Annotated in this window: 17 protein-coding genes; 13 read left to right on the top strand and 4 right to left on the bottom strand. The window is 47.7% G+C overall.

All coding sequences use genetic code 11. The features are described from left to right. Window positions 1-57: 57 nt before the first annotated feature. The 3 genes from ilvD to ACDJ59_RS02305 form a co-directional block, all read right to left on the bottom strand. Window positions 58-1,743 carry a dihydroxy-acid dehydratase gene (gene ilvD, locus ACDJ59_RS02295; protein WP_036616973.1) on the bottom strand — a complete coding sequence of 562 codons (1,686 nt, stop codon included), beginning with the start codon at window positions 1,741-1,743 and terminating at the stop codon, window positions 58-60. A gap of 308 nt (window positions 1,744-2,051) precedes the next feature. After that, complete coding sequence (locus ACDJ59_RS02300; RefSeq protein ID WP_413407485.1) at window positions 2,052-2,303, bottom strand: KGG domain-containing protein; 252 nt, start codon at window positions 2,301-2,303, stop codon at window positions 2,052-2,054. Window positions 2,304-2,426: 123 nt separating this feature from the next. Continuing rightward, window positions 2,427-3,467: an acyltransferase family protein gene (locus ACDJ59_RS02305; protein WP_413407486.1), complete on the bottom strand. Its 1,041-nt coding sequence runs from the start codon at window positions 3,465-3,467 to the stop codon at window positions 2,427-2,429. A gap of 222 nt (window positions 3,468-3,689) precedes the next feature. Between ACDJ59_RS02305 and ACDJ59_RS02310 the strand changes: the two genes are divergently transcribed. The 6 genes from ACDJ59_RS02310 (at window position 3,690) to mgrA (ending at window position 9,199) form a co-directional block, all read left to right on the top strand. Then, window positions 3,690-4,655 (top strand): sugar kinase, encoded by a 966-nt coding sequence (locus tag ACDJ59_RS02310; protein ID WP_413407487.1) that lies wholly within the window; start codon window positions 3,690-3,692, stop codon window positions 4,653-4,655. 88 nt (window positions 4,656-4,743) lie between these two features. Beyond that, entirely contained in the window at window positions 4,744-5,409 is a 666-nt protein-coding gene (locus tag ACDJ59_RS02315) for a bifunctional 2-keto-4-hydroxyglutarate aldolase/2-keto-3-deoxy-6-phosphogluconate aldolase (protein WP_017686833.1), read from the top strand. A gap of 94 nt (window positions 5,410-5,503) precedes the next feature. Continuing rightward, window positions 5,504-6,268, top strand: coding sequence for an alpha/beta fold hydrolase (locus ACDJ59_RS02320; protein WP_413407488.1), 765 nt, complete (start codon window positions 5,504-5,506; stop codon window positions 6,266-6,268). 64 nt (window positions 6,269-6,332) lie between these two features. Next, window positions 6,333-7,100 carry an HAD family hydrolase gene (locus tag ACDJ59_RS02325; RefSeq protein WP_413407489.1) on the top strand — a complete coding sequence of 256 codons (768 nt, stop codon included), beginning with the start codon at window positions 6,333-6,335 and terminating at the stop codon, window positions 7,098-7,100. A 272-nt stretch (window positions 7,101-7,372) separates the two neighbouring features. Beyond that, the gene (locus tag ACDJ59_RS02330; protein WP_413407490.1) at window positions 7,373-8,113 is read left to right on the top strand and encodes an NAD-dependent protein deacylase; all 741 of its coding nucleotides are present in this window, start codon (window positions 7,373-7,375) and stop codon (window positions 8,111-8,113) included. A gap of 78 nt (window positions 8,114-8,191) precedes the next feature. Continuing rightward, the gene (gene mgrA, locus ACDJ59_RS02335) at window positions 8,192-9,199 is read left to right on the top strand and encodes an L-glyceraldehyde 3-phosphate reductase (protein WP_036616991.1); all 1,008 of its coding nucleotides are present in this window, start codon (window positions 8,192-8,194) and stop codon (window positions 9,197-9,199) included. 80 nt (window positions 9,200-9,279) lie between these two features. On the opposite strand, the gene ACDJ59_RS02340 is transcribed toward mgrA, so the two are convergent. Continuing rightward, a complete protein-coding gene (locus tag ACDJ59_RS02340) occupies window positions 9,280-10,254 on the bottom strand; it encodes an AraC family transcriptional regulator (RefSeq protein ID WP_257468013.1) in 975 nt (324 codons plus the stop codon). 153 nt (window positions 10,255-10,407) lie between these two features. On the opposite strand from ACDJ59_RS02340, the gene ACDJ59_RS02345 reads away from it, so the two are divergent. The 7 genes from ACDJ59_RS02345 (at window position 10,408) to ACDJ59_RS02375 (ending at window position 18,623) form a co-directional block, all read left to right on the top strand. Next, window positions 10,408-11,589, top strand: a complete 1,182-nt coding sequence (locus ACDJ59_RS02345) for a galactokinase (protein WP_413407491.1) — start codon at window positions 10,408-10,410, stop codon at window positions 11,587-11,589. A 1-nt stretch (window position 11,590) separates the two neighbouring features. Further along, window positions 11,591-12,580 carry a UDP-glucose 4-epimerase GalE gene (galE, locus tag ACDJ59_RS02350; protein ID WP_017686840.1) on the top strand — a complete coding sequence of 330 codons (990 nt, stop codon included), beginning with the start codon at window positions 11,591-11,593 and terminating at the stop codon, window positions 12,578-12,580. A gap of 14 nt (window positions 12,581-12,594) precedes the next feature. Further along, on the top strand, window positions 12,595-14,193 hold the full coding sequence (locus ACDJ59_RS02355) for a UDP-glucose--hexose-1-phosphate uridylyltransferase (protein WP_036616996.1): 1,599 nt from the start codon (window positions 12,595-12,597) through the stop codon (window positions 14,191-14,193). A gap of 140 nt (window positions 14,194-14,333) precedes the next feature. Then, window positions 14,334-14,921 (top strand): MSMEG_1061 family FMN-dependent PPOX-type flavoprotein, encoded by a 588-nt coding sequence (locus tag ACDJ59_RS02360; RefSeq protein WP_405130680.1) that lies wholly within the window; start codon window positions 14,334-14,336, stop codon window positions 14,919-14,921. A gap of 93 nt (window positions 14,922-15,014) precedes the next feature. After that, window positions 15,015-16,178 (top strand): iron-containing alcohol dehydrogenase, encoded by a 1,164-nt coding sequence (locus tag ACDJ59_RS02365; protein ID WP_413407493.1) that lies wholly within the window; start codon window positions 15,015-15,017, stop codon window positions 16,176-16,178. 279 nt (window positions 16,179-16,457) lie between these two features. Next, window positions 16,458-16,973: a protease gene (locus ACDJ59_RS02370; RefSeq protein WP_413407494.1), complete on the top strand. Its 516-nt coding sequence runs from the start codon at window positions 16,458-16,460 to the stop codon at window positions 16,971-16,973. A 99-nt stretch (window positions 16,974-17,072) separates the two neighbouring features. Next, the gene (locus tag ACDJ59_RS02375) at window positions 17,073-18,623 is read left to right on the top strand and encodes a flotillin family protein (protein WP_413407495.1); all 1,551 of its coding nucleotides are present in this window, start codon (window positions 17,073-17,075) and stop codon (window positions 18,621-18,623) included. Window positions 18,624-18,664: the final 41 nt, after the last annotated feature.

The raw sequence follows: 18,664 nt of genomic DNA on the forward strand, positions 1-18,664 counted from the left end.
AAAAGGGTTGCCCTTCGCCAGATTTGGCAGAAGAGCAACCCTTTATTTATTAGTGAATTAGATACTCAGTACGCCACCGTTGCTTGCATTGGTAACCAGTTTGGAGTAACGAGCCAGGTAACCGGTTTTTACTTTCGGTTCAAAGCCTTTCCAACCTGCGCGACGACGTTCAAACTCTTCGTCACTGATGTGCAATTCGATGATACGGTTGTTCAGATCCAGTTCAATGATGTCCCCTTCTTCAACAAAGGCGATTGGACCACCCTCAGCTGCTTCCGGAGAGATATGTCCGATACTAATTCCGCGAGATGCGCCAGAGAAGCGTCCATCGGTGATCAGACCAACTTTGGCACCCAACCCCATACCTACGATCTGGGAAGTAGGAGCCAGCATCTCAGGCATACCTGGTCCGCCTTTTGGTCCTTCATAACGGATAACAACAACATGTCCTTCTTTTACTTTGCCGTTAGCAATACCTTCGAGCGCTTGCTCTTGGGAGTCAAAGCAGATGGCAGGACCTTTGTGATATCCACCAACCGAAGCATCAACAGCACCAACTTTGATGATAGCGCCTTGTGGTGCAAGGTTACCAAACAATACAGCCAGGCCGCCTTTTTCGGAATGCGGGTTATCCAGATGGTGAATGACATTGGTATCCTGAATTTCTTTTCCTTCAACGTTCTCACGGATCGTTTTACCTGTTACTGTAATGCAGTCACCATGAATTGCGCCTGGTTTCTTGAGCAATTCGTTCAGCACTGCGCTTACGCCGCCTGCATTATGAACGTCTTCGATGTGAAGATCGGAAGCAGGTGCAAGTTTCGCCAGATGTGGAACGCGGTTAGCTACTTCATTAATACGTTCGATTGGATACTCGATACCTGCTTCATGAGCCAGTGCCAGCGTGTGAAGTACTGTATTCGTAGATCCGCCCATCGCCATATCCAGTGCAAACGCATTATCGATCGCTTCTACAGTTACGATATCACGTGGTTTCAAGTCCATTTTGATGAGTTCCATCAATTGGGTAGCGGATTGTTTAACAAACTCACGACGCTCAGGAGCAACGGCAAGGATGGTTCCGTTACCTGGCATAGCCAGTCCCATCGCTTCAGCCAGACAGTTCATGGAGTTTGCCGTAAACATACCGGAACATGATCCACATGTCGGACAGCCGAACTGTTCAAGTTCAAGCAAGCTCTTATCATCGATTTTACCTGCTTGGTAAGCACCTACACCTTCAAATACGGAAGTCAGGGAAAGAGCTTTACCATTGCTGTCACGACCAGCTTTCATTGGTCCACCACTTACGAACAGGGTAGGGATGTTAACGCGAAGCGCACCCATCATCATGCCTGGTGTGATTTTGTCACAGTTCGGGATACATACCATGCCGTCGAACCAGTGTGCAGATACAACGGTTTCCACGGAATCCGCGATAATGTCACGGCTTGGCAGCGAGTAACGCATACCAATGTGTCCCATGGCAATACCATCATCTACTCCGATGGTGTTGAATTCGAATGGAACGCCACCGGCTTCACGAATAGCATCCTTTACAATTTTACCGAATTCCTGAAGGTGGACGTGGCCGGGCACGATATCGATGTATGAGTTACATACGGCAATAAACGGCTTGCCGAAATCCTCTTCTTTAACGCCCGCTGCGCGGAGCAAACTCCGGTGTGGTGCACGGTCAAAACCTTTTTTGATCATATCGGAACGCATCTTCTTGGCTGACATGGTGTATTCCCCCCAAATATATAATATTGAGCAACATGAATGGAAAAGTAAATGGCAGTGCATCTGTCGTTTAATTTCATCCGTACTCTAAAAAAAAGGACCGGCATGCCGGTGTCGAGCTCCCCGTAGTTTGTGAAATTCTTTGCTGCTTTAAACCCGTGAACACCCGGTTTTTCTATTGAGTCTATCACAACCGTCGTCATATTTCTACAATCAATAGAAAGAAGCCTCAAACCATTTTCATGGAATTAGACTTCTTGATTTACGGGAAAGCTATGAGTATGTTTCGATGTGGCAAGCGGAATTCATTAGTTGCTTCCGCCTTTGCGTCCAATCTTACGATAGAATTCCTTATTATGAGTTTCGGAGGTTGCTTCGCCGCCCTTGCGACCAATCTGCTTGTAGAAGTCAGTATCATGGGCATCTGAAGTCGCTTCTCCACCTTTTTTTCCAATCATCTGGTAGAAGCTTCGATCATGGTTCTTGGAAGTCGCTTTGCCACCTAATCTACCGGCTTCTTCACGGCTCATCTTGTGTTCTGACGTCGGTTGACGTGCCATTACAAATCACTCCTTACAACAATAAGTTGTTTTTTGTAGCGCGTATCTCTAATTTACCACCTTATTTCCAGCCTGAAACAATACACCCGGATAGAATCGATGGTGAAGAGATCCGTCAGAGCATTAGGCCGACCGTTTAAACACCTCATGTCGATTGAAAGAAAATCGGGATATATCCGGTTCAATTACGGGTTTGAACGTGTGACGTACAGCCGGCAGAGCCAGTGTGACTGCGAAGAGTATGGCAATGACAAGTATGACTGGAATATACGCCGAGCTTCCCATATAACTGTAGATTCCGGACCAGATCGCGAGACGAACGAGAAACCCATGCAGCAGGAACACATAGAGTGTGCGTCGTCCAAGGTCCGTCAGTCTGGAAGTCAAGGAAGGTACCCAAGCCAAGAACAGTGCTGCCGATGCGATTTCCAGCAAGTAGACACCCAGTCGGAAGATGCCTGCATACCATTCGTGGTGACCCAGTTCGGCGTACGTCATGCTGCCAAGTAACCATCCGGATGAAATATTCAAACCCCCATACCCGATCCATACCAACAGTGCTGCAGAGAGGATGGCTGCGGTTTTTCGCCCCCAACCGGATAATAAACGTGAACGGATGGTTGCTCCATAGTCATAACCGATGACAAAGAACGGCAGGAACACAAACGTACGGCTGAAGCTGAGCCAGAATCCGTCGATAGGCAAATACCCGGCAATTACACCGAGCGCAATCGATCCAATCAGCCGATATATCGGTTTCCAGGAAATCGTCAGACGAAGCAACAGTCGCCAACAGAAATGACTCGCGAGAAACCATAACAGCAAGTAAGGTGCAAAGAAGGATAACCGCATATGGGGTGTGTGGAATACGGTAAAGTCCATCAATGCGTATAAGGACTGAAACAGTACATACTGTAGTGCAATCTGCTTCAGGACATTTCGCCCAGATGCACCCTGGAGTGAGTGTGTCGCAAAATACCCGGTTACCCATACAAAGAGTGGCATGTGAAACGTATATATCCACAGGAACAGAGCTTCCGCTCCTGCAAAACGTGTGATGAGTGGTTCAAGTGCATTACCAGCAAGGACACAGACGATAAGCATAAAGCGCAGATTGTAAAAGAAAGATTCCTGATCATCCCGGATCAGTGTCTGATTTTTCATGGTGTAGCCCCCTTATAGACCCTGGTTGCCAGGTCATTTGCATCTGTAATAAGGGTAATATGGATGTGCATTATCTATTGTGATTTAATTCACATCAGTAAGCGTTATCTTTTCTCAAAGCTGTGACAACAAAATGAACGCAACGGGATTGACAACGGTTGCATAGAGGATGACAATAGAAAAAGAAGATGAGGGAATGTAACTATAAGGAGGGAAGAAATCATGTCAACGAGTCCCTATCCAAGCCCGGAAATTATTACTTTTGGGGAGAGTATGGGTTTGCTGACCGCCAAGGATACAAGAGGGCTGGAATATGCAGCCACACTGGACAAGTCTTTCGGGGGTGCTGAGAGCAATCTGGCTATTGGCGTATCCCGTCTGGGGCATACCAGTGGTTGGTTTGGACGCTTGGGCAATGATCCGATCGGCAGTATGATTCTGAAAGCCATTCGCGGTGAAGGCGTAGATGTATCCCGAGTACGTTTAAGTGATCAAGAGCCCACTGGTTTGATGATTCGTGAGAACGCTTCCGGGAAAGCCTCGGTGCATTATTATAGGAAGCTATCTGCTGCAAGTGCGATCACACCTGATGATCTGGATCCCGACTATATTGCCGGGGCGAAGATATTGCATGTTACGGGCATAACGGCAGCGATAAGCCCGTCCGGACTTGCTACGGTAGAGGCTGCTATACATATTGCCAAACAGGCAGGGGTGAAAGTAAGCTTTGATCCAAATCTGCGTCTCAAACTATGGTCTGCGGATGAGGCCCGTCCGGTTATACTGCGTTTAGCTGAACTGGCGGACTACTTTTTACCGGGGCTGGATGAGATGAAACTTCTATATAACGAAGAAAATGATCAAAAAGTACTTGAGCGTTTATCTGCCATGAAAGCTGTGTGCATCGTGAAGGGTGGCCCTGATTTGACCTACGTATTGGCGAATGGTACCCTAACTGAAGTTCCGTACTTTAAGGCGGATAATGTTCTGGATACGGTAGGAGCAGGAGACGGATTCTGTGCGGGATTTTTATCGGGTTTATTAAAAGGATACTCCCCGCAGGAAGCAACCCGTCTCGGCAATTTGACCGGTTCCATGGTTATACAGGCTGTTGGCGATTGGGAGGCGCTCCCGACGTGGGGGCAGGTCGAGGCCAAGCTGAACAACGTTGCCCATGTTGAGCGTTAGTCGCTGCTGAAATCATATATGGCTCATCTTCGTTCTTAAATGTAAGGCTTGTATACACAACCACCACATTGACAAGGGAGAGAATGAAATGAAGAAGCTTCAGCTGTTGCAAAAGATTACGGACAATGGGGTTGTGGCAGTTCTGCGTGCAGATTCTGCGGATCAAGTCATTGCCATGGCCGAGCAAGCGATTGCGGGTGGCATTAAAGTTATCGAGATTACGATGACAGTACCCAGTGCACTCAAAGCCATTGAAAAATTAAGCCGTGTATACCATTGGAACACACAAGATCCAGAGAAATTCGCGATTATTGGTGCGGGAACGGTGCTTGAACCGCAAACGGCAAGAGCGGCCATCATGTCGGGTGCCGAGTTTGTAGTTGGACCTTCCCTGAATCCGGATACCGTTCAGATCTGCAACCTGTATCGAATTCCGATTCTGCCTGGTGTGATGACGATTGCTGACGTTCAACGCGCATTGGAACTCGGCGTGGACATTGTGAAGTTGTTCCCGGGTAACCTGTATGATCCTTCGATTATCAAAACGATGAAGGGCCCTATGCCGCAGGCGAATTTTATGCCAACTGGCGGGGTATCCTTGTCTAATCTGGGGGATTGGATCAAGGGTGGAGCAGTGGCTGTAGGGATCGGTTCCGACTTGACATCGGAAGCTGTGAAGACGGGTGACCTGAGTCATGTCCGTCGCAAAGCGGAACAATATATGGATGCTTACCGCAAGGCCAAGGCTGAATAAATTTTTTTCAATTCGTAGAAGGGGAGCCTGATAAACAAAGGCTCCCAATTCTGTGAGCCGCGGCACCTGCGGAAGTGAAGAAAGGTGATTAACGTTGAGAAATCGGTATAATACAGGGCGCAAGAAGAGGGGCATCGGGAAATTCCTGCTCGTACTTCTGGCGCTCATTGTCATTGGATGTGGATTTGTTGCGTGGAAATTATTCACACCATACGGTCCACAGGAAACAGCTCAAACAGCTATGGAAACAGCCAATCCGGTAACGGTGAGTGAACAAGAGAACTGGATTGATTTTGTGCCAGATAAACCGACGGGGAAAAGTGTGCTCTTCTACCCTGGTGGACTGGTAAAACCGGAAAGCTATGCACCACTTGCGCATGAGCTGGCTGCTGCGGGGCATCACACGATTATTGCCAAGATGCCAGTTAACCTGGCAGTGCTTAAGCCAAACTTGGCAGATGAGATTCTGTCCGCATATCCGGACGAACAATTTGTTATGGGTGGACACTCTCTCGGCGGGTCGATGGCTGCACGTTATGTAGCCGCACATCCTGATGCACTTCACGGGATCTTCTTCTTGGCATCTTACCCGGATGAAAAAGGAAGCGTAAAGTCACTTGGAATACCTGCTTTATCTATTCTGGGTACTAAAGATGAAGTCGTGAATGCTACGAAGTATCAGAGTGGACGGATGTATCTTCCAGAAGACACGGTATATTACACCATTGAAGGTGGTAACCACGCCCAGTTCGGTGATTATGGTCATCAAAAAGGAGATGGCGAGGCGGAAGTGAGTGGGGAAGAACAGCTGAATCAGACGGTCAAGACTGTACTCGCTTGGTTAAGTACCATGAAGTAGGTTTTGATTATTCTGCATTAAGGGTTGAATGCATTTATAGCATAACTTAATGGAGGTGATATGGATGACCATGCTTCAAGTGAATGGAGTGCAGATCCCATGTAAAGGGATCCTGTTCGATAAAGATGGAACACTGCTGGAATTCCTTCAGCTATGGGGGCCGTGGGCAGAGACGTTGCTGAGTCAGTTACAAGCACGTATGAATGAGCTTGGAGCTTCATTTACGGTTGAACGGGAGCACGTCTTAGGCACCATTCATAATGCAGAAGGTCACATTGTCGGCTATGATCCGCAAGGTCCACTTGCCATTGCGACTGTGGATGAGTGCACGGGATTGCTTGCCGGGCAGTTATATGCAGCAGGCATACCATGGAATGAAGCGATCACAACGATACGCCAATTTTCAAGTGTAGCCATGAGATCGGTAAGAGAGCGCAAATCCGCTGAACCAATGTCAGGATTGCTGGATTTCTTGCAGAAATGCAGGGCAGCAGACATACCACTGGCGGTCGTCACTTCAGATAGTACAGCGGCAGCAGAAACACATCTGGATTGGATGGGGATTCGTTCCTTTTTCACATCCATTGTGGGCTGTGATCGGGTGACCCAGGGCAAACCGGATAGAGAAGCAGCACTCTTGGCTTGCCGTGAATTACATATCGATCCTGCGGAGGCCGTTGTAATTGGAGACAGCAATGGGGATATGCAGATGGGGCGGCACGCAGAGGTATCCTATACCCTCGGTTACTGTCCGCATTTAGATCAAGGATCCCACTTGGTTGATGCCCATGCCATTATTCGTCATTATAATGAGATAAGCATTATTTTATAAGTCACCCTGACCTGATTGGACTATATAAATTGAACTAACATTTACACGAAATGGAGAGGACAGAAATAACCTGAAGAAACGGAGCGTTCGCCTAAAAGCTTTCTAAAAGAAAGCTACATCGGAAGCATATGCTATCCTCGGATTTTCCCCTTAGGAAAGGAATCAAAAAAAATCTGTGGATAACAGCGATCGGAAGGTTGTTCTGTCATCGTAGTGGCCAGTGTAAATATTCTTTAGTTCAATTTATATAGTAAACAAAAGGAGGAGAGAGGATGAACGCAACAGAACAACTGGCTGCCTGGATTCAGGAAAGCTCCCGGATTGTTTTTTTCGGAGGGGCCGGAACTTCAACGGAAAGCGGGATTCCCGACTTCCGCTCGGCTGCGGGTCTGTATCAGACGGAGCAGCATTCGCCTTATCCACCGGAAGAATTATTAAGCCGACATTTTTTTGATCAACATGCTGATATTTTTTATGGTTTTTATCGTGGCAAAATGCTTCATCCAGATGCGGAACCGAATGGGTGCCATCAACTATTGGCCCGTCTGGAGCAGGAGGGAAAACTTCAGGCAGTGATCACGCAAAATATTGACGGACTACATCAGAAGGCAGGTAGCAGCAATGTTTTTGAACTTCACGGTTCAATTCATCGTAATGCCTGCATGGATTGCAAGCAGTTTTATACGCTGAATGATATTATACAGTCCCAAGATACCGTGCCTCGCTGTACCACATGTGGTGGTGTGATCAAACCGGATGTGGTGCTGTACGAAGAGGAGCTGGATCAGACGACATTGTATCGTTCCATTGATGCACTGTCTTCTGCAGATCTGTTACTCGTGGGAGGCACGTCACTGACGGTGTATCCAGCGGCCCAGTTAATTACGTATTTTCAGGGAAAACATACCGTTCTGCTCAACGCTACACCTACCGCTTACGACCGCAGGGCTGATTTGCTGATTACAGAGCCGATTGGCGAGGTAATGAATAATGTGGACCAGCTTCTTGGTTAAACGTACGTACTGATTAACCGCATTCTCCGGTATAGACCGGATACAAGAGGCGGAACCTGGGGAAAGAAGGGATTCATAATGGTCTACGTAGCAAGCGATACTCGCTATGAAACGATGAAATATAACCGCGTTGGACGTTCAGGTTTGAAACTGCCAGCGATTTCACTGGGGCTGTGGCATAATTTTGGCGGTATCAATAACGCTGAGAATGGCCGTAATATGATTACCCGGTCATTTGATCTGGGCATTACACATTTTGACCTTGCCAACAACTATGGCCCACCGGCAGGTTCGGCAGAGCAGTTATTTGGACAGGTACTGGCCCAGGATCTGAAACCTTATCGTGATGAACTGGTGATCTCCACCAAAGCGGGGTATTATATGTGGCCCGGGCCGTATGGCGAGTGGGGTTCACGCAAAAATCTGGTATCCAGTCTGAATCAGAGCTTGAAGCGTATGGGCCTGGATTATGTAGATATTTTCTATTCACATCGTTATGATCCCGAAACACCTTTGGAAGAAACGATGATGGCACTGGATCATATTGTTCGCTCGGGCAAAGCCCTTTATGTAGGGATCTCCAACTATCCCGCAGAGCAGACGAGACAGGCTGCCGAAATTCTGAAAGGTCTGGGTACGCCCCTGTTAATCCATCAACCGAAATACTCGCTGCTGGACCGCTGGATTGAAGATGGTTTGCAGGACGTGCTGGATGAGTATGGAACAGGCAGTATTGCATTCTGTCCATTGGCACAAGGTGTGCTCACGAACAAATACTTGAATGGTATCCCGGAAGACTCACGTGCCAAAGGACCGTCGGTATTCCTGAATGAAAACAACATCTCTCCAGAGACGCTCCGCAAAGTGCGTGCGCTGAACCAGATTGCAGCAGCCCGTGGTCAGAGTTTGGCCCAATTTTCACTCTCATGGGTGTTGCGTAATGGCAGGGTAACTTCCGCGCTTATTGGCGCAAGTCGTCCTTCCCAGATTGAAGAGAATGTGGCTGCACTGAGCCAATTGGATTTCTCTACAGAGGAATTGGAACGGATTGAATCCATCCTGTCTCCAGAGCCTGATGACAAATAAATAAAGTGTAAAAGGTGCATCTTAGCCATAATGGCGGAATGCACCTTTTTTTGTCGTACGTGTTCCGTCCGTTGTGTTGCTCACCGTTTGATTTGTTGAGCATTCTGCTGTAACCCCTGATGTAGTGGACGGGACAGTATTTTCTCTCGATACAAGCTAGGGGCTTCACCGTGAAATCGTTTGAACTGTTTGGAGAAATATAGTGCGTCTGGCAGTCCAACCGATGCAGATACCTGTTCGATGGACAGATCCGGGCGTTCTCTCAGGAGTTGGCGCGACTTGTCGATCCGCAGTTTGAGCAGATAAGTGACTGGCGAAAGTCCGGTTTCCTGTTTGAAAATTCGGGATAGATACGCACGGTTGTAGCCGAGACTCGCAGACATTTGTTCAATGGAGACAGGATAGGCATATTGGGTGGACATATACTGAATCATCTGTTTTACCGTACGTCGGATGGAGGATTCACCTGGAATTAAGGTTTGGCCCTGCGAAAGGTGATTCTGTGCTTCGGCTAGAATCATATATAACGTACCCAGTGATGTGAAATGGGAGCTTTCTTTGCGCTCGGCAAAAGCATCTTGCATCACGGATAGCCAATCGGATATTCCACAGGATGGTCCAGCATGAAAAACGGACTTCTCCGGGCGGAATCCGGCCTCCTCGGTATGCTGGGCAGCCTGGCTGCCCGTGAAAGCGATCCAGCGATATTGCCATGGGTTGCGGGCGTGAGACTGGTAACTTACCAGTTGCCCGGGATGAATGAGGAAACAATCACCTGCGGATAACTCGTAGGTGTGCAGTTCGGTACGGAACGTACCCGCCCCTTTTTCTACATAATGCAGCAGATAATAATCAAACAATTTAGGTCCGAGGGCGTGACCCGGAAGGGTCTGGCTTGCTCCGGCAAACAGGACATGCAGTGCGCCTTGTTCATAATAGACTGGATTGGAGGCAACCGAATAACTGAGTGCTCCGCTTTTACCGGAAGGTGATTCCTGTATTTTTTCGTTAGAAGATGCAAGGGATTCTTTCTTGGGGTTGGATTGATCTGACATGGTCGTTTCCTTCTTTCCGGGATGCTCCGATCATTATACGCCTTAAGGTCACATTTATCCATATGAAACACACATGGTTGCATTACAAGAGGCACCGCTTTCTTATATAATAACATTAAGAAAACCACAACAACGAGGCGAGGTGCACCAGCAGTGAACGTAACTGAATTGAAACAAAAGTTTATTGAGAAGTACGGAGAGAGTGGAGCGGACATCCGTGTATTTCATGCCCCTGGGCGTGTGAATCTGATCGGTGAGCACATTGACTATAACGGTGGATACGTGCTTCCGGCAGCACTTGAATTCGGAACAACTTTGATCATTCGTGAGCGTCAGGACAACAAGTTGCAACTGGCTTCCACGAACATGTCTTATGAAGGGGTACTGGACACTTCCTCCATCGGTAAGGAGAAAACCGGAGAATGGGCTGACTATCCTGTTGGTGTCATGGTTGAACTGCAAGGCAAAGGTGTGAATGTAAAAAAAGGCTACGACTTCCTGTACCACGGGGAGATTCCGAACGGGGCAGGACTTTCATCATCTGCATCTCTGGAGGTACTCACCGGATTCGCGATTCAGTCTCTGGAGGGCGTAGCGGATATTGATACGGTTCAACTGGCGCTTTTGTCCCAGAAAGCGGAGAATGAGTTCGTAGGTGTCAACTGTGGAATCATGGATCAGTTCGCTGTCGCAAACGGTGCACAAGATCACGCGATTCTGCTGATGTGTGACACACTGGAGTATGAAAAGGTTCCTTTCCGTACAGGTGCCTACAAACTGGTCATCGGTAACACGAACAAACGCCGCGGTCTGGTGGATTCGGCTTACAATGAACGTCGCTCCCAATGCGAGCAGGCACTTGCCATCTTGAAGGAACAGCTGCCTGCACTGAATTACCTGGCTCAATTGACGCCAGAGCAGTTCGTAACACTACAAGATCAGATCAAAGATGAGAAAGTAAGACAGCGTGCACAACATGTTGTGGAAGAGAACGCGCGTGTGCTCGCATCGGTCGAAGCATTGCAGGGTAACGATCTGGAAACCTTCGGCAAGCTGATGAACGCTTCTCATGAATCGCTTCGTGACTTGTACGAAGTAAGCTGTGATGAGCTGGACGTTATGGTTGAAGAAGCTCAGCGGATTCCAGGCACGCTTGGTGCTCGGATGACTGGCGCAGGATTTGGCGGTTGTACCGTATCGCTTGTGCATGAAAATGATGTCGAGCGTTTTGTAAGCGAAGTGGGCGCTGCATATGAAGCGCGTACCAGTCTCAAAGGTGATTTTTATGTGTGCGGCGTAGGTGACGGTGTTAAAGAATTGAAGGAGGCGAAGTAAAATGGCAATTTTGGTGACAGGTGGAGCAGGGTATATTGGTTCTCATACGGTAGCAGCATTGTTGGAACGTGGGGAAGAGGTTGTTGTACTGGATAACTTGCAGACAGGGCATCGTGAAGCGTTGCTCGGCGGTAAGTTGTATGAAGGGGATCTGCGTGACAAAGAAATTCTGGCGAAGCTGTTCGCTGAGAATTCAATCGATGCAGTCATTCACTTTGCAGCCAACTCACTCGTAGGCGAGAGTATGAAAGACCCGGTTAAATATTATGACAACAACGTGTTTGGTACACTCTGTCTGTTGGAAGCGATGAATGCAGCGAACGTACGCCGCATCGTCTTCTCCTCTACAGCAGCTACCTACGGTGAGCCTGAGAAAGTGCCAATCGAAGAGAGCGATCGTACAGAACCAACCAACGTATACGGCGAAACAAAGCTGATGATGGAGCGCATGATGTCATGGTTCGATAAAGTTCAGGATATCAAATACGTTTCCCTACGTTACTTCAATGCAGCCGGTGCTCATGACAGCGGCAAAATTGGTGAAGATCACCAACCAGAGAGTCACTTGATTCCACTGGTGCTGCAAACGGCTTTGAAACAACGTCCGCACATCGCTGTGTTTGGTGACGACTATGCTACAGAAGACGGAACATGTATCCGCGACTATATTCACGTAAGCGACTTGGCTGATGCGCATCTGCGAGCAGTAGATTATCTTCGCAAAGGTGAGAACAGTAATGTGTTTAACCTTGGTAACGGTACAGGATTCTCAGTGAAACAAGTGATCGAAACAGCTAAAAAAGTGACTGGCCTCGATATCCCGGTTGTACAGGAGCCACGTCGTGCAGGTGATCCGGCTGTGCTGGTAGCTTCATCTGCAAAAGCGAGATCTGTCCTGGGTTGGAATCCAAAATGGACCAATCTGGAAGATGTCATTCAAAGCGCTTGGAGCTGGCACCAATCACGTCCTGACGGCTACGGAAAAAACTAGGAGGCGAACACCTTATGTCACAGACTCATATTGCAGCAGGTGCCACAGAGCGGACACCGGAGCAGCAGGAAGCACTGCATGCCATTGAACGTCTGGTTGCATTTGCCTTGCAGAAACAATTAATCGAGGAAGCGGATTGGGATTACAGCCGCAACCTCTTGCTGGAACAATTCGGATTCTCAGAGCCTTATGCCGGCGAGTTGGACACGAATGTGCCCGATGGCCCACAGGCTATGCTGGATACGTTGATTGATTATGGATTTTCCATTGGACTCATTCCTGAAAATAGTGATACATTCCGTGATTTGCTGGATGCCAAAATCATGGGTCATCTGATGGCACGCCCATCTGAAGTGGTACGCGCATTCCGCCACACGGAGCAGACGGAAGGCATTGAGGCAGCCACATCTCAATTCTATGACTTGTCGATTAACTCCAACTACATCCGTATGGATCGGATCTCGAAGAACGTCTACTGGACACAGGACACGGCTTATGGAGACATGGAGATTACTATCAACCTGTCAAAACCGGAGAAAAGTCCAAAAGAGATTGCCATGGCGAAATTGCTTCCGCCGCCGGTATATCCTAAATGCCAGCTGTGTCGTGAAAATGTAGGTTATGCTGGTCGGGTGAATCACCCGGCCCGCCAGAATCTGAGAGTTATTCCGTTGGAGCTTAACAACGAGCCTTGGTTGTTCCAATACTCGCCGTATGTGTACTACAACGAGCACTGCATCATTTTCCATCATGATCATGTGCCGATGAAGCTGACCAAAGATACACTGCGCAGACTGCTTGCGTTTGTCGGGGAGTACCCGCATTACTTTATCGGATCTAATGCGGATTTGCCGATCGTGGGCGGTTCTATCCTGACACATGACCATTTCCAGGGCGGACGTCATACATTCGCGATTCAAAATGCACAGCCTGAGGCGGTCTTCCGCCATGCGGATGCACCTGGACTTACGTTGAGTCTTGTAAAATGGCCAATGTCCGTAATGCGTCTGGCTTCACACGATCCTGCAGAGCTGCTTGAAGCGGGTAACGCCGTATATGAAGCGTGGAAGGTCTACAGTGATTCAACTGTGGATATCGAAGCGTTCAGTGAAGTAGACGGGGAACAAGTACCACACAATACGGTAACACCAATCGTTCGTCGTAGTGCAGATGGTGGTTATGAGATGGATCTTGTATTGCGTAACAATCGTACAAATGATGTGCATCCAGAAGGCATTTTCCATCCGCACCGTGAAATGCACCATCTGAAGAAAGAAAACATTGGTCTGATCGAAGTGATGGGGCTTGCCATCCTGCCAGGTCGTTTGAAAGAAGAACTGGACAGTATCGCGGATATCCTCGCTGGAGATGCTAAACTTGCTGAAGCCGCCAAAGCTTCTGATCATGTGTTGAACAAACATCTGGGCTGGGCGGAAGAATTGATTGAACGGTTTGGTCCTAAACTGGACAAAGAACAAGCCGTTGCCATTGTACAGCAGGAAGTTGGCTTGAAATTTGCCGAGATTCTGGAACATGCAGGGGTCTACAAATATGATGAAGCAGGACGCCAGGCTTTCCGTCGTTTTGTAAGCAGCATGGGATACACTGAATAGTAATCAACAACCAAGAGCACTCGCCCACTAGGAGCGGGTGTTTTTTGTCATTTGTGCGCATTGGAATGAGCTTCGGGGCCAGTTATAATGGAGTGAAGTCCTAGAGTACCATGATGAATTGAGGAAATGGGGTTAATGATTTGGAAAAGAAGGCATTGAATATTCCGTTGATTACAGATGCTGAGGAACTGCAAGGCATGGTGGGTGAACCGCATGAACATGTGCGTAACAAGGCAATTTCATTTGTGGATTCACATGTTCAGAACTTTATATCCATGTCACCATTATTTTTCCTCTCCACCTCCGATCGTGATGGAAAAAGTGATGTGTCACCTCGGGGTGATGGAGCAGGATTTGTGAAAGTCTATGATACATATCGGCTCGTTTATCCCGAACGCCCAGGCAATCGGCGGATAGACTCGTTGTTGAACATGTTGTCGAACCCTGGTATTGGTATGCTCTTTTTGATTCCGGGTATGAATGAAGTGCTGCGTATTAATGGCACAGCATCCATTACCAAGGATGAGGAATTCATCGCCAGTATGGGCTGGAGTGGTAAAACCATAGGTGCGGCTGTCATTGTAGATGTGGAAGAGTGTTTTATCCATTGTCCGCGGGCATTCAAACAGGCTGGATTATGGGCTTCAGAAACATGGGTCGATGCTGAGGATTTGCCTTCAACGAGCGAGATGTTTCGAGCCCATTTGGAGATTAACGGGTTGTTATAAAGTGAGTGGCTATCGATTTGTTTTTCTATAAACGGGGTACTATAATTGGAGTTGCACTAAAAATTCTAAACTCCATTGGAGGCGACAATAGATATGAGATCTTTCCAATTCTATAATCCAACCCGGCTGATTTTCGGCAAAGGACAACTGGAAGCATTGAAAACAGAAGTGCCGAAATACGGTAAACGGGTTCTGCTTGTATATGGTGGCGGCAGTATCAAACGCAGTGGTTTGTACAATCAAGTGATCGGTTTGCTTAAGGAAACTGGAGCAGAAGTGACTGAACTGGCAGGTGTGGAACCTAACCCGCGTCTTTCTACGGTGCATAAAGGGGTAGACCTCTGTAAAACAAATAACATCGACCTGATCCTCGCTGTAGGTGGCGGTAGTGTACTAGACTGCTCCAAAGCTATCGCTGTAGGTGCCAAATATGATGGCGATATGTGGGATTTTGCTCAGCGCAAAGCTGTTGCACAGGACGCTCTTCCACTCGGTACCGTATTGACCATGGCGGCAACTGGTTCGGAAATGAACTCCGGTTCGGTTATTACGAATCAGGATACACAAGAAAAATTGGGCTGGGGTAGCGCATACTCATTCCCTGCATTCTCTATCCTGGATCCAGTGAATACATACACTGTTCCACTGGACCAAACGGTATACGGCATGGTGGATATGATGTCCCACGTATTGGAGCATTACTTCCATCTGGATGCCAATACACCGGTTCAACTTGGTTTCTGTGAGACGATTCTGCGTACTGTCATGGAAGCAGCACCTCGTCTGGTTGAAGACCTGGAGAACTATGAACTGCGCGAAACGATTCTGTATTGCGGAACAATGGCACTGAATGGCGTGCTAAATATGGGTCTCGCAGGAGATTGGGCAACACATAATATTGAACACGCGGTATCCGCAGTGTATGATATCCCACACGGCGGTGGACTTGCAATCTTGTTCCCACACTGGATGAAACATAACCTGGATGTGAATGTGGATCGATTCAAACGTCTGGCAATTAATGTATTCGAAGTGAGCCCTGAAGGCAAGTCGGACAGACAGATTGCCGAAGAAGGTATCGATGCGCTCAGCAAATTCTGGACATCCATTGGTGCCCCTAACCGTTTGGCTGATTACGATATCGATGATAGCCAGATCGACGTAATGGCAGACAAAGCGATGCTGTTTGGTCCATTCGGTAATTTCAAGAAACTGCAACGGGAAGATGTTGTATCCATCTACAAGGCTTCTCTGTAATTCTATAATCACTGACAAGTGAACGGACACATCCTGTTGTCCAATAAACCGCAAGTCTCCTTCATGGGGCTTGCGGTTTTTTCATGTATTCGGGCTGTACACGTGAATGATGGAGATACATGAAGTAAGAAGAACAGAATGTCGTGATAATACCCATTATCGGGTTCAGAATACATTTGAGGAAAGATTTTGAAACATTTTGATGTTAGCTACGTATTTATTTACATGTGGAATGCCCAGTTAGGATGAATTTGCGGCAGAGGAGAGGAGGAACAGGGGATGGAGACAATTTATTGGGGGTGTCTGATCGGAGGAGCAATATTTGCGGTTGTCAGCCTTGTGCTGGGTGACTTGATTGACGGCTTGCTGGACGGAGCCTTCGAATTGCCAGGTCTTGATTTTTTCAAACCCGTTGTGTTAGCTGGTTCCATTACAACCTTCGGTGGGGCAGGCATTATGCTAACACGTTATAGTTCATTAAGTGCGATGTCGGGTCTAATATTATCCCTGCTTATAGGTATTGCTGCAGCCATGCTGGTATTCTTCGCATATATCAAACCGATGCGTAACAGCGATGTCTCGATTGCATTTTCGATGAAAGAGTTATCAGGCAAAATTGGGGAAATCACCATTCCGGTGCCGGAAAAAGGTTTTGGCGAAGTGATGATCCGCTTTGCATCCGGTAGTACGATTCAAACGGCATCCAGTTTTGAACACCTCCCCATTGCGGCGGGAGCACGTGTTGTTGTGGTGGATGTTGTAGATGGTGTACTGCGTGTGTCGGAATGGGATTAAAATGTACTTAAAGATTATAAAGTATTCTTATCACCTAAGTATTCTTATCACCTAAGTATTTTAAGCACTCATGATGAATGAATAAGGGAGAGATGTGGAATGGAAAATTTAGATTGGGATGTTTTGTTGATTCCCATAGTTGTAGTCGGAGTCATTCTAATTTTAGGTTTGGCTTTCTGGGCGAGATACAAAACGGTTGGACCGGATGAGGCAATGATCGTTACGGGATCATTCCTGGGTAGTAAAAATATCTCCGATGATGATTCTGGCCGGAAAATTAAGATTGTTCGTGGTGGCGGTGCATTTATCCTGCCGATATTCCAACAATCCGAATTTATCTCCTTGTTATCCCACAAGCTGGATGTCTCCACACCTGAAGTATACACGGAGCAAGGGGTTCCGGTTATTGCTGACGGTGTAGCTATTATCAAGGTTGGAGGCGCTGTAGAAGACGTTGCTACGGCAGCTGAGCAATTCATCGGTAAACCTGTAGAAGCGCTGAGAAGCGAAGCACAGGAGGTACTGGAGGGGCATTTGCGGGCCATCCTCGGGACAATGACGGTGGAAGAAGTATATCGGAACCGGGATCGGTTTGCGCAAGAGGTTCAAGGCGTAGCAGCTAGAGATCTCAAGAAAATGGGACTGCAAATTGTTTCATTTACCATCAAGGATGTTCGTGACAAACAGGGCTACCTAGATGCTCTTGGTAAACCGAGAATTGCTGCTGTGAAGCGTGATGCCGAGATAGCTGAAGCGGAAGCGATGCGTGATGCACGTATTCAGAAGGCCAATGCGGAAGAGCAGGGTCAAAAAGCAGAGTTGCTGCGTGATACCAATATCGCTGAGGCAGCCAAAGAGAAAGAACTGAAAGTAGCCACCTTTAAGCGGGATCAGGATACAGCCAAAGCGGAAGCCGACCAGGCTTACCATATCCATGAAGCTCGTGCGAGACAGACCGTGGTGGAAGAAGAAATGAAGGTTGAACTCGTTCGTAAAGAACGTGAGATCGATCTCCAGGAAAAAGAAATCGTCGTACGTGAGAAGCAATATGATGCTGAAGTGAAGAAAAAGGCAGAAGCGGATCGTTATGCGGTAGAGCAGGCTGCCGAAGCGGATAAAGCCAAAAGAATGCGTGAAGCTGATGCAGTACAGTACTCCATCGAAACACATGCCAAAGCAACAGCTGAACAGAAGCGACTTGAAGGTCAGGCCATGGCGGATGCGGAACTTGCCAAAGGTACAGCAGATGCAGAAGTTATTCGTTTGCGTGGTCTTGCAGAAGCAGAAGCAAAAGAAAAACTGGCCGAAGCGTTCCAGAAGTTTGGCGAAGCAGCTGTACTCGATATCATTGTCAAAATGCTGCCTGAACTGGCTGGTAAAATTGCAGAGCCAATTGCATCCATTGATAAACTGACGGTGGTAGATACAGGTAAAGGTGAAGGTGCAGCACGAGTGAGTAACTATGTTACTGAACTTATGGCGACCGCGCCAGAGATGCTCAAAAGTGTATCCGGCATCGATGTAGAGCAGCTGATTAAAGGCCTTACGAAGTCTAAAACACCTGCGCCAGTTGCCATTCAACAGAGCGAGGCTGCTACAACTCCTTCTATAATCGACAAGATTGTGGAAAGAGCTGGAGTTGACGAGTAAGAAGCACTTCGAATCTTGCATGGTTGCTCTATTGACCTTAA

The sequence above is a fragment of the Paenibacillus amylolyticus genome (assembly GCF_047302515.1).
In the GTDB taxonomy this organism is placed as follows: domain Bacteria; phylum Bacillota; class Bacilli; order Paenibacillales; family Paenibacillaceae; genus Paenibacillus; species Paenibacillus amylolyticus_G.